General features: G+C 72.0%; 10 protein-coding genes and 1 pseudogene. 7 read left to right on the forward strand and 4 right to left on the reverse strand.

Features of this window, described 5'->3' with window-relative positions:
• Window positions 1-18 precede the first annotated feature (18 nt).
• Window positions 19-243 carry a type 2 periplasmic-binding domain-containing protein gene (locus PINTE_RS24220; protein ID WP_068428502.1) on the forward strand — a complete coding sequence of 75 codons (225 nt, stop codon included), beginning with the start codon at window positions 19-21 and terminating at the stop codon, window positions 241-243.
• On the opposite strand, the gene PINTE_RS08125 is transcribed toward PINTE_RS24220, so the two are convergent.
• The 3 genes from PINTE_RS08125 to PINTE_RS08135 all read right to left on the reverse strand — a co-directional run bounded on the left by PINTE_RS08125 (window position 230) and on the right by PINTE_RS08135 (window position 4,119).
• On the reverse strand, window positions 230-1,828 hold the full coding sequence (locus PINTE_RS08125; protein ID WP_084343365.1) for a potassium/proton antiporter: 1,599 nt from the start codon (window positions 1,826-1,828) through the stop codon (window positions 230-232). The genes PINTE_RS24220 and PINTE_RS08125 overlap by 14 nt on opposite strands.
• A gap of 145 nt (window positions 1,829-1,973) precedes the next feature.
• On the reverse strand, window positions 1,974-3,542 hold the full coding sequence (locus PINTE_RS08130) for a catalase (protein ID WP_068428505.1): 1,569 nt from the start codon (window positions 3,540-3,542) through the stop codon (window positions 1,974-1,976).
• Window positions 3,543-3,678: 136 nt separating this feature from the next.
• Window positions 3,679-4,119, reverse strand: coding sequence for a Fur family transcriptional regulator (locus PINTE_RS08135; protein ID WP_068428506.1), 441 nt, complete (start codon window positions 4,117-4,119; stop codon window positions 3,679-3,681).
• Window positions 4,120-4,217: 98 nt separating this feature from the next.
• Between PINTE_RS08135 and hrpA the strand changes: the two genes are divergently transcribed.
• On the forward strand, window positions 4,218-8,312 hold the full coding sequence (hrpA, locus tag PINTE_RS08140) for an ATP-dependent RNA helicase HrpA (RefSeq protein ID WP_084343366.1): 4,095 nt from the start codon (window positions 4,218-4,220) through the stop codon (window positions 8,310-8,312).
• A 175-nt stretch (window positions 8,313-8,487) separates the two neighbouring features.
• Window positions 8,488-9,396, forward strand: a complete 909-nt coding sequence (locus tag PINTE_RS08145) for a PAC2 family protein (RefSeq protein WP_068428509.1) — start codon at window positions 8,488-8,490, stop codon at window positions 9,394-9,396.
• 34 nt (window positions 9,397-9,430) lie between these two features.
• Here the strand turns inward: PINTE_RS08145 and PINTE_RS08150 are convergent, their stop codons facing one another.
• The gene (locus PINTE_RS08150) at window positions 9,431-10,243 is read right to left on the reverse strand and encodes a DUF1206 domain-containing protein (protein ID WP_068428511.1); all 813 of its coding nucleotides are present in this window, start codon (window positions 10,241-10,243) and stop codon (window positions 9,431-9,433) included.
• Between the two features lie 308 nt (window positions 10,244-10,551).
• Between PINTE_RS08150 and PINTE_RS08155 the strand changes: the two genes are divergently transcribed.
• The 4 genes and pseudogenes from PINTE_RS08155 to PINTE_RS08170 form a co-directional block, all read left to right on the forward strand.
• Entirely contained in the window at window positions 10,552-11,265 is a 714-nt protein-coding gene (locus tag PINTE_RS08155) for an EcsC family protein (protein ID WP_068428514.1), read from the forward strand.
• 96 nt (window positions 11,266-11,361) lie between these two features.
• A complete protein-coding gene (locus tag PINTE_RS08160) occupies window positions 11,362-12,531 on the forward strand; it encodes a DUF4192 family protein (protein WP_084343367.1) in 1,170 nt (389 codons plus the stop codon).
• A 240-nt stretch (window positions 12,532-12,771) separates the two neighbouring features.
• On the forward strand, window positions 12,772-13,182 hold the full coding sequence (locus PINTE_RS08165) for a universal stress protein (RefSeq protein ID WP_068428520.1): 411 nt from the start codon (window positions 12,772-12,774) through the stop codon (window positions 13,180-13,182).
• Window positions 13,183-13,773: 591 nt separating this feature from the next.
• Window positions 13,774-14,652 (forward strand): annotated as a pseudogene (locus PINTE_RS08170) (hypothetical protein); the annotation flags it as partial.

The following is a 14,652-nucleotide window of genomic DNA, read 5'->3' on the forward strand; positions in this document are numbered from 1 at the left end:
GCCGGTCGCGCCGACGTGATGACCACAGACGCCTCGGAGACGGTGTGGGTGGCCAAGGAGAAGCCGCAGCTGTGCGCGGTGCACCCGACGAAGCCGTTCGACTACTTCGGCAAAGCCTACCTACTGCCGCGCGGCGACGTCGTGTTCAAGGAGTACATCGACACGTGGCTGACGATGGCCAAGAAGGGCGGCACGTGGGATGCCGCGACCAAACCCTGGTTCGGCGACGTCACCCTGGGCTGACGGGCTCACCGGAGCCGGTCTCGCGTCCGCCGCGCGAGACCGGCCTCCCGAACGGCCACCCCTGCTGCCGCACGGGCCGGTCCGCGGGCGTGTCGTCGCCGTGCTCGCCGAACCACGTGGCGAGACGGCCCGCGCGGCCGACGGCGCGCAGCCGGCGCTCGGTGCGAGCGGCGTGGCGCACGGGGGTGGCCACGAGCAGCTGGTCGCCGGTGCGCAGGGCCGTGAAGTCGTCGGGGGCGATCGCCTCGCCGTCGCGGATGACGAGTGCGACGACCGTGCGCTCGGGCAGCCCGAGCTCCTCGATGTACACCCCGGCGAGCCGCGACCCGCGCGGGATCCCCACCTGCATGAGCGTCGCGTCGATGTTCTCCAGCGGCGCCGAGTCGAGTTCCACCTCGCGCGAGCGGTCGGGCTCGAGCACGCCGGTGCGCCGCGCCGCCCAGGGCAGCAGCGGCCCCTGGATGAGCGTGAACGTGGCCACCAGCAGGAACGTCACGTCGAAGATCCGGTGGGCCGCGGGCAGTCCGTTGCTCATCGGCACGGTCGCCATGACGATCGGCACCGCGCCGCGCAGCCCGGCCCAGCTCATGAACGCCTGTTCGCGCCACGGCACGCGAAACCCCGTGGCGCACACAGCGACCGCGATCGGTCGGGCTATGAACGTCAGCACCACCCCGACGACGAGGGCCGGCATCACCGCCTCCGGGAGGCGGGCGGGGCTGGCGAGCAGGCCGAGCATGACGAACAGCACGATCTGGCTCAGCGCGGCGAGTCCCTCGGTGAAGGCCTGGGTGACGCCGCGGTGCGGCAGGGTCGCGTTGCCCAGCATCATCCCGACGACGTAGGCGGCGAGCAGCCCGCTGGCGCCGGCCACGCCGGCGAGCGCGAAACCGAACAGCGCGATGCACAGCACGGCCAGCGGATACAGCCCCGCCGTGGGCAGCGCCGACCGGGCCAGCAGCCACCGCCCGCCCCACCCCACCAGCAGACCGACCACCGCGCCGCCGACGAGCTGGTAGACGATCGTCAGCGCCATGAGGCCGGGGGAGGCGGCGTGCCAGGCGTCGGAGGCGATGACCGTGACGATGATGATGACCGGCGGGTCGTTGAAGCCCGACTCGGCCTCCAGGGCGGAGCGCGTCGTCGGTCGCAGGGGCAGCCGGCGCAGCACCGCGAACGTGGCCGCCGCATCGGTGGAGGCGACGACCGCACCGAGCAGCATCGCGGTGCGCGCGTCGACGTCGAGCAGCACGTAGGTCAGGCCGGCGGTGACCGCGACGGTCACGAGCACCCCGACGCTCGCGAGCACCGCCGAGAGCGCGGCCACCGGGCGGATCTGCGCGGCGCGGGTCGTGAAGCCGCCCTCGATGAGGATGACCGCCAACAGCAGGGTGCTGAGCACCTGCGTGACGCCGGGGTCGGAGAACTGGATGCCCAGGCCCGCCTCCCCGAAGAGGAGCCCGATGAACAGGTAGGCGAGGAGGGTGGGCATACCGATCCGGTGCGCGAGGCGCACCCCAACGAGGGCGGCGACGACGATCGCGGTGAAGACCAGGACCACCGTGTTGAGGTCGATGCCGGACACGGTCGCTGCCTCCTAGAGCCGGAACGGTCGGGGTGGGTCGTGAACTTAGCGACGAACCTATCGGTGGCGACGCGGCGAGGCCGCCGCCCCCGGGTGGGGGCGACGGCCTCGCCGGTGACTGGCCTTGACGACCGGCCGGATTCGATCAGGCTCCGGAAGAGACGAACTGCTCCTCGGTCTTGCCGGTGACCGGGTTGTCGGTCTCGTCGGAGTTCGGACCGGGCGTCTCGATGTCGTCGCGGCCCAGGGCCTCGACGGCGGCCCGGACGCCCTCGCCGTACGCCGGGTCGGCCTTCGTGCAGTTGGCGATGTGCCGCTCGATCGTCTCCTTGCTCGCGCCGGAGATCGCGCGGGCGGTGTTCTCGAAGAGCGCCTGCTGCTGCTCGGCGGTCATCTTCTCGCGGAAGAGCACCCCCGGCTGGCTGAAGTAGTCCTCGTCGTCCTCGCGGTGGTTGAACCGGTCGGCGGTGGGGTCGATCTTCAGGGCCGGCTCGCGGTACTGCGGCTGGTCGTCCCAGCGCCCGTAGGAGTTGGGGTTGATCGCCGGGGTGGCGCCCTGGCTGATCCGCATCGCGCCGTCGCGGTGGTAGGAGTCGCGCACGGGGGCGGCGTGCGGGCTGTTCACCGGGATCTGGTGGTGGTTGACGCCGAGCCGGTAGCGCTGGGCGTCGCCGTAGGAGAACAGCCGGCCCTGCAGCATCCGGTCGGGGGAGAAGCTGATGCCGGGAACGACGTTGGCCGGGTTGAACGCGGCCTGCTCGACGTCCATGTGGTAGTTCTCCGGGTTGCGGTTCAGCTCGAACTCGCCGACCTCGATGAGCGGATAGTCGCCCTTCGGCCAGATCTTCGTCAGGTCGAACGGGTGGTAGGGCACCTTCTCCGCGTCGGCCTCCGGCATGATCTGCACGAACATCGTCCACTTGGGAAACTCGCCGCGCTCGATCGAGTCGAACAGGTCGCGCTGGTGGCTCTCGCGGTCGGAGCCGATGAGCTCGGCCGCTTCGGTGTCGGTGAGGTTCTTGATGCCCTGCTGGGTGCGCAGGTGGAACTTCACCCAGAACCGCTCGCCCTCGGCGTTGTAGAAGCTGAACGTGTGCGAGCCGAACCCGTGCATGTGCCGGTAGGAGGCGGGGATGCCCCGGTCCGACATGACGATCGTCACCTGGTGCAGGGCCTCGGGCAGGTTGGTCCAGAAGTCCCAGTTGTTCTCGGCCGAGCGCAGGTTGGTCTTCGGGTCGCGCTTGACCGCGTGGTTGAGGTCGGGGAACTTCAGCGCGTCGCGGAAGAAGAACACCGGGGTGTTGTTGCCGACGAGATCCCAGTTGCCGTCTTCGGTGTAGAACTTCATCGCGAAGCCGCGGATGTCGCGCTCGGCGTCGGCGGCGCCGCGCTCACCGGCGACCGTCGAGAAGCGCAGGAACATCTCGGTCTGCTTGCCGACCTCGCTGAAGATGTTCGCGCAGGTGTACTGCGTGATGTCGTGCGTCACCGTGAACGTGCCGAACGCTCCCGAGCCCTTCGCGTGCATGCGGCGCTCGGGGATGACCTCGCGGTCGAAGTGGGCGAGCTTCTCCAGGAACCACACGTCCTGCAGCAGCATCGGCCCACGCGGACCCGCGGTGACGCTGTTCTGCCCGTCCCACACCGGAGCGCCTGCGACGGTGGACAGCGGGGCGGTGTTGCCGGGCTCCTGGCGGGGGCCATCGATTCCCATGGGTTTTTCTCCTTGTGTCGGCCTGTGTCGGCTTGTGTCGGCTTGTGTCGGCTTGTGTCGGGTTGGAACAGGCGGTCGTCTGAACCGGGGGGATTGGGGTGCGTCTGGTCGGCGTGAGGCTGGTCGGGGGAGTTGGTCACGGCGGGGTCGCGTCGGCCGCCAGGCACTCGGGGCACAACCCCCAGAACACGACCTCGGCCTCGTCGACCTCGAAGCCGTGGGTCTGCGAGGGCTCCAGGCAGGGGGCCTCGCCGACGGCGCAGTCGACGTCGGCGAGCCGGCCGCACCGGCGACACACGAGGTGATGGTGGTTGTCGCCGGTGTGCAGTTCGTAGAGGGCGGGGGAGCCGGCGGGCTCGATCCGGCGCACGATCCTCGCGTCGGTCAGCGCGTGCAGCACGTCGTAGATGGCCTGGCGGCTCACCTTGCCCAGACGCAACCGCACCGCGGTGGCGACGTCGTCGGCGTCCGTGTGCGGGTGCCGGTACAGCTCGTCGATGACGGCCGTGCGCGGCCGGGTCACGCGCAGGTACGCGTTCCGCAACAGCGCTGCGGCCTCCGGTGGCGTCGTCGTCATGACCTCAGCCGATCATTAAATCTGGATCGAGTCAAGACAAATCGCTGTCTCAGGATGAGGCGTTCGAGGCTGTTTCGACCGCCGCCTATCCTGGGTCGGTGCCCGAACAGACCCCCCGCCCGCCCCGGTCACCCGGGCCGCCCGGGCCACGGCGGTCGCGCGGACGTCGGGGAGCCGGCCGGGATCCCGGCAGCTCGCAGACTCCCCGCGGCTCGCGGAATCCGCGGGGCCCGCAGAGCCCCCGGGAGCGCGAGGAGCAGCGGGCGGCCCGGGCCGCGGCCCGCGCCATCCGGGAGGCGGCCCGGCGCGAGGCCGCCGCGGGCCTGGACATTTCGTTTCCCGACGAGTTGCCGGTCAGCGCCCGCCGCGACGACATCGCCGCCGCGATCCGGGACCATCAGGTCGTCGTCGTCGCCGGCGAGACCGGCTCCGGGAAGACGACGCAGATCCCGAAGATCTGTCTCGAGCTCGGGTACGGGGTCGCGGGGCAGATCGGGCACACCCAGCCGCGGCGTATCGCGGCCCGCTCGGTCGCGGAGCGCATCGCCGACGAACTGGGCGTCGAACTCGGCCAGCAGGTCGGCTATCAGGTGCGATTCACCGACCACTCGACCCGCGACACCCTCGTCAAGGTGATGACCGACGGCGTGCTGCTCAACGAGCTGCAGCGCGACCGCGACCTGCGCCGCTACGAGGTGATCGTCATCGACGAGGCCCATGAACGAAGCCTCAACATCGACTTCATCCTCGGCTACCTCAAGCAGCTGCTGCCGCGCCGCCCGGACCTGAAAGTCATCGTCACCTCGGCCACCATCGATCCCGAGAAGTTCGCGAATCACTTTGCGCAGCACGGCAAACCGGCGCCGATCGTGGAGGTCTCCGGGCGCACCCATCCCGTCGAGATTCGGTACCGGCCGCTCGTGCGCCAGCAACGCTCCGCCAAGCCCGGGGGTGCGTTGGAGGACGTCGAGATCGACCAGGTCACCGGCATCGCTGAGGCCGTCGAGGAGCTGTGGACCGAGACCGGCTCGGCCGACCGCGCGCGGGACGGCGGCGGCGAGGACATCCTCGTCTTCCTCTCCGGCGAGCGCGAGATCCGCGACGCCGCCGACACCCTCGAGGGCCTGAACCTGCCCGGCACGCAGATCCTGCCGCTGTACGCGCGGCTGTCCTCCGCAGAGCAGCACCGAGTGTTCTCGCGGCACTCCGGGCGGCGGGTCGTGCTCGCCACCAACGTCGCCGAGACCTCGCTGACCGTGCCCGGCATCCGCTACGTCGTCGACGCCGGCACCGCCCGCATCTCCCGTTACTCCCAGCGCACCAAGGTGCAGCGGCTGCCGATCGAGCCGATCAGCCGGGCCAGCGCCGCCCAGCGCTCGGGCCGCTGCGGCCGCGTGGCCGATGGCATCGCGATCCGGCTCTACAGCGAGGACGACTTCTGGGAGCGCCCGGAGTTCACGGACCCCGAGATCCTGCGCACCAACCTCGCCAGCGTCATCCTGCAGATGACGAGCCTGGGCCTGGGCGACCTGAGCCGGTTCCCGTTCGTCGACCCACCCGACTCCCGCATGGTCGCCGACGGCGTGCGGCTGCTGCACGAGCTGAACGCGATCGACCCCGACGAACGCGACCCGCGCCGGCGGCTGACATCGGTCGGGCGGCGGCTGGCCCGGCTCCCGGTCGACCCGCGGCTGGCCCGGATGCTCCTGGAGGCCGACCGGCTCGGGGTGCTGCCCGACGTCGCCGTCGTCGTCGCGGCCCTGTCGATCCAGGACGTGCGCGAGCGCCCAGTGGAGAAGCAGGCGCAGGCCGACCAGCAGCACGCCCGGTTCCGCGACGAGCACTCCGACTTCGTCACGCTGCTGACCCTGTGGCGGTACGTGCGCGACCGGCAGCGCGAGCTGTCCGGCAGCGCCTTTCGCCGGCTGTGCCGCGACGAGTACCTGCACTACCTGCGCATCCGCGAGTGGCAGGACCTCGTCACCCAGCTGCGGCACGCCACCAAGGACCTCGACCTGCACTGGGAGAAGCCCGCCCGCGGCGCGCCCATCGACGCGGAGTCGGTGCACCGGGCCCTGCTCGCCGGGCTGCTCAGCCAGGTCGGGCTGCGCGACCCCGAACGCCGCGACTACCTCGGAGCCCGCGGTGCCCGGTTCGCGATCCAGCCCGGCTCCACGCTGTTCCGTCGGCCGCCCGACTGGGTGATGAGCGCGGAACTCGTCGAGACCACCCGGCTGTGGGCCCGGGTCAACGCGGTCACGCACCCCGAGCAGGTCGAGGAGGCGGCGGCGCACCTGGTCAAGCGGCAGTACAGCGAGCCGCGCTGGAGCCGCAGCCGAGCCGGGGTCGTCGCCGACGAGCGGGTGACGCTGTACGGCATCCCGCTCGTGGCCGGTCGCCGCGTCGCGTACGGCGCGATCGACCCGCAGACGAGCCGTGACCTGTTCATCCGGCACGCGCTCGTCGAGGGCGACTGGGACACCCCGCACCGGTTCTTCCACGACAACCGCAAGCTCATCCACTCCCTCGCCGAGCTGGAGTCGCGGGCCCGGCGCCGCGACATCCTCGTCGACGACGAGACGCTCGTCGACTTCTACGACGAGCGGATCCCCGCCGACGTCGTCTCCGGCGCCCACTTCGACTCCTGGTGGAAGACCGCGCGGCGGCAGAACCCCGACCTGCTGACGTTCACCGAGGAGCTGCTCGTCAACGAGGCGGCGGCAGAGGGGGTCGACCACGACGCCTTTCCCAGCGTGTGGGAGCAGGGCGACCTGCGGCTGCGGCTGACCTACCAGTTCGAGCCGGGCGCCGACGCCGACGGCGTGACGTGCCACATCCCCGTCGAGCAGCTCAACCAGGTGCGCGACGAGGGCTTCGACTGGCTGGTGCCCGGGATGCGCGAGGAGCTCGCGGTCGCGCTCGTGCGCTCGCTGCCGAAGGCGACCCGCAAGAACTTCGTGCCCGCCCCCGACCGGGCCCGCGCGGCGCTCGCCGACGCCGACCCGACCAACGGGCGGCTCGTCGACGAGCTCGCCCGCGGCCTGTACATCGCGACCGGCCACCGGGTGCCGCCCGGCGACTGGAACCTCGACGCCGTGCCCGACCACCTGCGGATGACGTTCCGGGTCGACGGCCCGAGCACGCCGGAGGGCGGTCGTAGCGGTCGTGGGCGGCCGCGAGGCGATGGGCGACAGCGGCGCGGCGGACGCACGGTGCTCGGCGAGGGCAAGGACCTGCCCGCGCTGCAGGACTCCCTCGCCGGGTCGGTGCGCTCGACGATGGCCAGGGTCGCCTCCGACGCCGGCATCGAGCGGGCGGGCCTGACCGGGTGGGAGCTGGGCGAGTTACCCGCCACCTTCGAGCGCCGCCGCGGCGAGCGGGTCGTGCAGGGCTTTCCCGCGCTCGTCGACGAGGGCACCAGCGTGGCGGTGCGGGTGCTGGCCACCCCCGCGGAGCAGGAGGCCGCCACCCGCGCGGGCGTGCGCCGGTTGCTGCTGCTCAACGTGACCGTGCCGTGGAAACGGATCCTCGGGCTCATGACCAACGCCCAGAAGCTGGCGCTCGGCAACAACCCGCACGGCAGCGTGCCGGCGCTGCTCGACGACGTGCTCGCCGCCGCGGTCGACGAGATCGTCGCCGAGCGCGGCGCGGGGGCCGTGCGCACGCGAGCCGACTTCGACGCGGTGCTCGCCGCCGTGCGTCAGCGCATCGTGCCGACCGTGCTCGATCTCGTCGAACTCGTGCATCCGGCCCTCGACCGGGCGCTCGCCGTGCGGCTGCGGCTCGACCGGCTCACCGGGCCCGCCGCGGCACCCCTGCGCGACGACGTGGGCGCCCAGCTCGACGAGCTCATCCACCCCGGCTTCGTGGCCGACACCAGCGCCGCCCAATTGCGCCGGCTCCCGACCTATCTGGCCGCGATGCTCGAACGCCTCGACAAGGCGCCGGAGGATCTGCGCCGCGACGCGCAGCGCCGCGAGACGGTCGCCGGCGTGCGCGAGGAGTACGACCGGCTCCTGCACCGGCTGCCTCCCGGTGAGCGGCGCGCCCCCGACGTCGTGCAGCTGCGTTGGATGATCGAGGAACTGCGGATCAGCCTGTTCGCGCAGCGTCTCGGCACCGCCCACCCCGTCTCCCCGAAACGGATCTTCGCCGCCATGGACCGCGTCGAGGATGCGCACGGAGTGGCGTGAAGCCCGCGCCGGCGGCGGCCGGGAGTGGCACGGTGGAGGGGCGGACCGCACGCGGGTCACGTCGGCCCGGTCGCCGCGCACGGCGTGCCGCGATGTGGACCGCGCGGGTGGCGATGGGAACATCGACCCCGCGCACCGGCGTTGACGACCGAGGCCGACGGCGAAGGAGGAGACCGTGATCGATCCGAACGGGCTGTTCCGTCTCGAGACGGACATCGACCCCGCGCAGGCGACCGCGCCCGTGCTCGTCGTCGCGTTGGGCGGGTTCTTCGACGCGGGCTCGGCGCAGGGCCTCGTCGTGCGCCACCTCATGGACCGCCTCGACCACCAGGTGGTCGCCACCTTCGACATCGACCAGCTGCTGGACTACCGCGGTCGGCGGCCGGTGATGACGTACCGGGCCGACCACTGGTCGGACTACGACGACCCGATGCTCGCGCTCTACCGCATGGTCGACGAGGACGGTCGGCCGTTCCTGCTGCTCAGCGGGCCGGAACCGGACTACCAGTGGGAGCGCACGACGGAGGCGGTCCGTCGGCTCATGCTGCTGCTGGGCGTGGAGCGGATCGTGCACGTGCACGGCATCCCGATGGCCGTGCCGCACACGCGACCGATCGGCGCCTCCTTCCACGCCGCGCGGCCGGAGCGCCGCGAGGGCCACCGCCCGGTCATCGGCACCGTCAACGTGCCCGGCTCCCTGGCCTCGCTCATCGAGTTGCGCGTCGGCGAGGCCGGCGGCGATGCGTTCGGGTACGCCGTGCACGTGCCGCACTATCTCGCCCAGTCGGACTACCCGCCGGCCGCGGTCAAGGCGCTGGCCTGCCTGGCCGAATACACCGGGTTGCGGGTCGACGACCAGGCGCTGCGGGAGGCCTCTGACGAGACCATGCAGGTCGTGGCCTCCGAGTTGGAGGGCTCGCCCGACGCCGCCGAACTCGTGGCCACCCTTGAGGAGCAGTACGACAGCCACACCGACGAGCCTTCGCCGGCCGAGGCGCTGCTCGACTCCGACGGCAAGGTGCCCACCGCCGACCAGCTCGGCGAGGAGTTCGAGGCCTACCTGCGCGAGGAGACCGGCAAGTAGCGGATTCGCCGGCGTCGGCGCAGACCCCCGTGGCTCACACCTGCGTGTAGCGGGCCCGGAAGAAGCTGTAGACGCCGTAGCCGGCGATGCCGACCGCGACGGCCCCGAGCAGCCACGGGCCGAACGGTTGCTTGACGATCCACGTCAGCGCGCCGCCCATGCCGGTGGATTCGGAGGCGTCCTTGCTCACCGCGGCGAGCGCGAACAGGCCGCCGACGATCACGAGGGCGATCCCTTTGGCGACGTAGCCCATGATCCCCGCGTATTCCGCCACGTCGCCGGGGTCCTGCACGAGGTCGTCGAGGAAGGAACGCCGGGCGCCCTTGACGACGTGGTAGACGCCGACGCCCACGACGACCAGACCGATGAGGCCGACGAGCACCATGCCGCCGGGCAGGCGCAGGATGTCCTGGGTCGTCTCCACCGACTGCTTGCTGCTGCTCGTGCCCCGGCCGCGCGCGACGGCCGCCGCCGTCCACGCCAGCGCGAGGTAGACGATCGCCTTCGCCGCCGCCTTGACGCGGCTGAACACCGCCTCCTTGCCGCTGCCGTGCCAGCCGCCGACGGACTCGGTGAGTTGCCACAGCGCGAGCCCGACGAATCCCGCGACGAGCACCCACAGCAGCGGCTTGCCCCAGGGTTGGTCCGCGAGCATCGTCAGCGCCCCGGACTGGTCGGCCGCCACGCGGGACGCGCCGAACGCGATCTGCAGCGCCAACCACGCGATGAGCAGGTGGATGAGGCCGCTGGCCGCGTAGCCGACGCGGGCGGCGGCGCGCACCACCGGGTGATCGTTGGCGTCGCGCGCCCCCCGTTGTGCCTTCTGGACGACGTCCTCGGCCCCCATGATGTGTCCTTTCTCACCGGCTCCCGTGCCGGTCCGCCGCACCGCGCGGTGCGGCCCGGGTCGCACCAGGGTACGGCGGCCGGTGGGCACGCGCGGATGCCCCGGTCAGCTCGAACGCGTGCATGAAAGGCGGCCCGACGGGGCACCCGTCGACGGAACGAAGCTGACGCGGTTCCGGCCCGGGTCGACCTCGGGGCCGACCTCGGTAGGAACCGATGCCGCCGTTGATGTCGGGATCAATGCCGACGTCAGCGGCGTTGAAGGCGACAGCGCCGTGATCGGCGAGTGAATCGATGAAGGAGACACACGTGGGGATCTTCGACAGGTTCGGCAAGGACGACGCGCCTGCCACCACCGGGCGCGCGGAGCCGGAGGGCGCCCTGGCCAACGCCGCCAACGGGTTCGTCGAGCGGCTGCTGGACGTCGGCATCGACGGGCGGGGCACGTTCGACTCCGCGCGCCAGGTCGCGGGCACCGTGCAGGGCCGCCACAGCGACCCGGAGCGGGCCATCGACGAGATCGTCAACGACCACACGAAGCTGGCGGCCGCGGGCGGGTTCCTCACGGGCCTCGGCGGATTCGTCACGCTGCCGGTTGCCTTGCCGGCCAACGTCGCGGGCTTCTACCTGCTCGCGACCCGCATGGCGGCCTCGATCGCCTCGGTGCGCGGCTACGACGTCGACCACCCCAGCGTGCGGTCCGCCGTGCTGCTCGCCCTCGTCGGTGCCGAGGCCAACGACGTGCTGCGCAAGGCCGGCTACGCCTCCGGCGGCGGCCGGTTGGCGAGCTTCGCCACCCAGCGCCTGCCCGGCCCGGTGCTCATGGCCGTCAACAAGGGCGTCGGGTTCCGCATGATGACCCAGCTGGGTCGCAAGACGTTCGCCAAGCTCGGCCGCGGCGTGCCGCTCGCCGGCGGCCTCATCGGGGCAGGCCTCGACGGCTACATGATCCGGCAGATCGCCAACCACGTCCGCCGCGAGTTCCCCGCCAAGGACGCCGTCGGGGAGATCACCCAGGCCTAACCCCGATTCTGTCCACAGGTTCCGCAGCGACTGTCGGTTATCCACAGATTCGCGCGGACCCCTCGTGGGGGGAGCCGGTGCGCGCAGTCTCGGTGCATGACCACGACGTCACGCGCCCGCGACATGGGCGAACTCATCGTCCTCATCCCGTACGTGCTCGGCTACCACCCCGGGCCCGGCCTCGTTCTGCTCGGACTCACCGGCGGACGGGTCGGGCCCGTCGCGCGGATCGACCTGCCGGGCCGCGACGACCCGGAGCCGGCGCGCGTCCACGGGCTCGACGCGACCGTGCGGTCCATGGCCGCCGGCTGCGACCGGGGGTTCCTCATCGTCTTCGAGTCGTGGCGGGGCCAGGCCGGCTCCATGGAGGGCCTGGTGCGGGGCAGCGCCGAGCTCGCCGGCCTGGAACTCGACGAAACGGTGCGGGTGGTCGACGATCGCTGGTGCTGGGTCGTCGACGGCGTCGAACGCGGAGGCGGTGTCGTGCCCTCGATCGGCGATGTGCCGGGCGTCGCGGAGTTCGTCGCGGTGGGCCGGGCGCCGCTGCCGTCGCGGGACGCCGTCTCCGCCGCCATCACCGGGCGCAGCGGCGACCTCACCGACGTCGCCCGGCGGCTGGCGTCGCGGCGCCGGCGGGCCGCGCTTCTCGACCACGTCTCACCCACCGGCCCCCGGATCGACGGAGCCGCCCTCGACGAGGCCTTCGCCGCGTGGCGCGCGCTGCTCGTGCCGCCGCGCGCGGGCCGCGCGTCCACGGCTGCGAGAACGGCACGCGCGGCCCGCGCGATCCGTCGCACGGACAGCCCGGTGCCCGGTGCCGACTCGGCCGCCACCGGCGAGAGCCTCGACCCCGAGACGGTCGCGATCGCCCTGCGCTCTCTCGACGATCACGCCGTGCGCGACGAGATCCTCGGGTGGGTCGCCCCGGACTGGGCGGCCGAACCGGTCGACATGCCCGCGCGCGTCCGCGGCCGAGCGGCGAAGGCGTTGGGTCCGCCGCCCGACCGGGCGCGGATCGAAGGCCGGCAGCTCCTGGAACGGATCGGCGCGCTCGTGCGCTCGACGCCCGAGCAGGAACGGGTCGCGGTGCTCACCATGCTCGGGGTGTGCGCCTGGAACGAAGGAGACGGTGCGCTCGCTCGCGACGCGACGACCCGCGCCCTCGACCTCGACCCGGATTACGTGCTCGCCGGTCTCCTCATGGTCGCCATCGCCAACTGCGTGCGCCCCGGCAGCGTCTCGCGGGAGCAGCGGCGCGCCTCCTGAGATCACGCTCGTGCGCTCACGCACCCTGTCACGAGTCACCTCGTGGATCCGGGCATTCCGGGCCGCCGGTGCGGTGCTTTACCGGGGTGGCCGGGGGCACATCGGTTAACGTGCACAGTCGTCGGGTCTCGCGAGGAACGTCCGTGTCCGCGGGCAGGCGCGAGTGCGCAGCGTGCGGCCCGGCGATCCGGCGGCGTCGCGTGGCGCCGTCGTCGTCATGCCCAGGAGGAGGGGATCGTCGTGGCCGTGGTCGTCGGGTTCGTGCCCACGAAGGAAGGCCGGGCCGCGCTGCAGCGCGCTGCCCAGGAATGTCTCATCAGGAACGCCAAGCTCGTCGTCGTCAGCTCGAGTCGAGGCGACCGGGAGCACGACTCCCGCGAGGTCCAGCACTTCGAGGAGGTGCTGGCGCAGGTGCACGCCGAACTCGACGGGCGCGGGGTGGCGCACGAGACGCGTGAGTTCGCCCGCAACAACGAGCCCGCGGAAGACCTCATCGCGGTCGCCGACGAGGTCGAGGCCGACTTCATCGTCATCGGACTGCGCCGCCGCACCCCGGTGGGCAAGCTGTTGCTCGGCTCCAACGCCCAGCGCATCCTGCTCGAGGCCACCTGCCCCGTGCTGGCCGTCAAGGCCCCGGAGGGTGCCGAGTGACCGGCGACGCCTGAATTCGGCGGGCGAGCCGGAATACCCCGGAGCCCGGCGTCGTTGTCCTGTGGGCTCGACGCCGGGTCTTCTGTGTGCGGTAGCCCGCGACGACCTGGCTCACAGCGTCCATCGGTGGGGCACGAGTTCACACCTCGGACGACTCGGCCGTCGTTCAAGACAGCTGTCCGCGTCGGGCTCGGAGGTGTCGTGGCGCGCTGACCTGCGATTTGTCCCGATCCGTCGATCTCTGCGCGCACTGCGGAGCGCGGCTTGAGGCGAGCGGGGACAGCGCAACACACACCGAGGAATTACAATGTGATGTTAGTGACGTGCCGTCAGTCGAACAGCGCGTCGCAGCGAACATTTTCGACCAGTTCCCGCTCCGCACATCGGCTTCCCGGTGTGTCGACGTTTGTGTCGACGTCGCGTCACGCGCGTCGTCGGGGCCGACCGGTCGAGGCGAATCCAGCGTGAAGAAAGGTGTCGGTGCTGCACGTGGCGAACCGCTCCACAACCGCACAAACGGCCCCAGGCGTTGACGGCGCGGCAGCGCTCCCCGGGGAGTTCTCCCACCCGGCGCTCCAAGAGTTGCTGCGAGTGGGGGCGGCGCGGGGCAACGTCGACAGCAACGAACTCAAGGCCGCCCTGGAGGCGGCGGACCTGCGACCCACCCGCCAGAAGGCGGTGCTGCGGGCCCTCGAAGGGGCCGGAGTGCACGTGGTCCTCGGCGCGGAGCATGCCGAGCAGGCTGTCGCGACGACCACGCGACGCGGCGCCAAGCGCACCCGTACCGCGGCCAAGACCACGAAGACGGCCAAGACTGCGAAGACCAACAAGACCGCTACGAGCGCGACCGCCGAGACCACGACCGCCAAGACCACGACCGCCAAGGGCGGCGCAGCGGCCACGGACGCACCGGCCCAGCCCGCCCGCACCCGGAAGGCAGCTGCCAAGGTGACAACGGCCCGCAAGAGCGCGACGACCATCGAGGATCCCGCGACGGACGGTGCACAGCCGGCACCGGCCGTCGACTCCGCGGCGTCCGTCGACCGCGTGAAGAGTGAGAACGGCGACGGCGCAGCCCCCGCCCGCGCGGCCAAGCGCGCCCGCAAGAGCACGAAGAAGGCGACGCCCGCGCCGAAGGCGGCCAAGAAGGCGACGACGGCGACCGCGGAGGAGGAAGCCCCGGAGGTCGACGCCGAACTCGACGACATCGACCCCGAGCTCGACGACCTCGAGGCCGCGGGCGCCGACGCCGGGGCGACCGACGCCGACGTGGACGACACTGACTCCGACGTCGACGAAGCCGACGAGGGTGACGACGCTGCGACCGACTCCGACGGCGACGAGGCTGACGACGCTGCGACCGACTCCGACGGCGACGAGGCTGACGACGCTGCGACCGACTCCGACGGCGACGAGGCCGACGACGCGGACGGCGAGGACGGTGACGCGCAGGCCGCTCCGGCGGCGCCG

The sequence above is a fragment of the Piscicoccus intestinalis NBRC 104926 genome, from assembly GCF_001515525.1.
Classification (GTDB): domain Bacteria; phylum Actinomycetota; class Actinomycetes; order Actinomycetales; family Dermatophilaceae; genus Kineosphaera; species Kineosphaera intestinalis.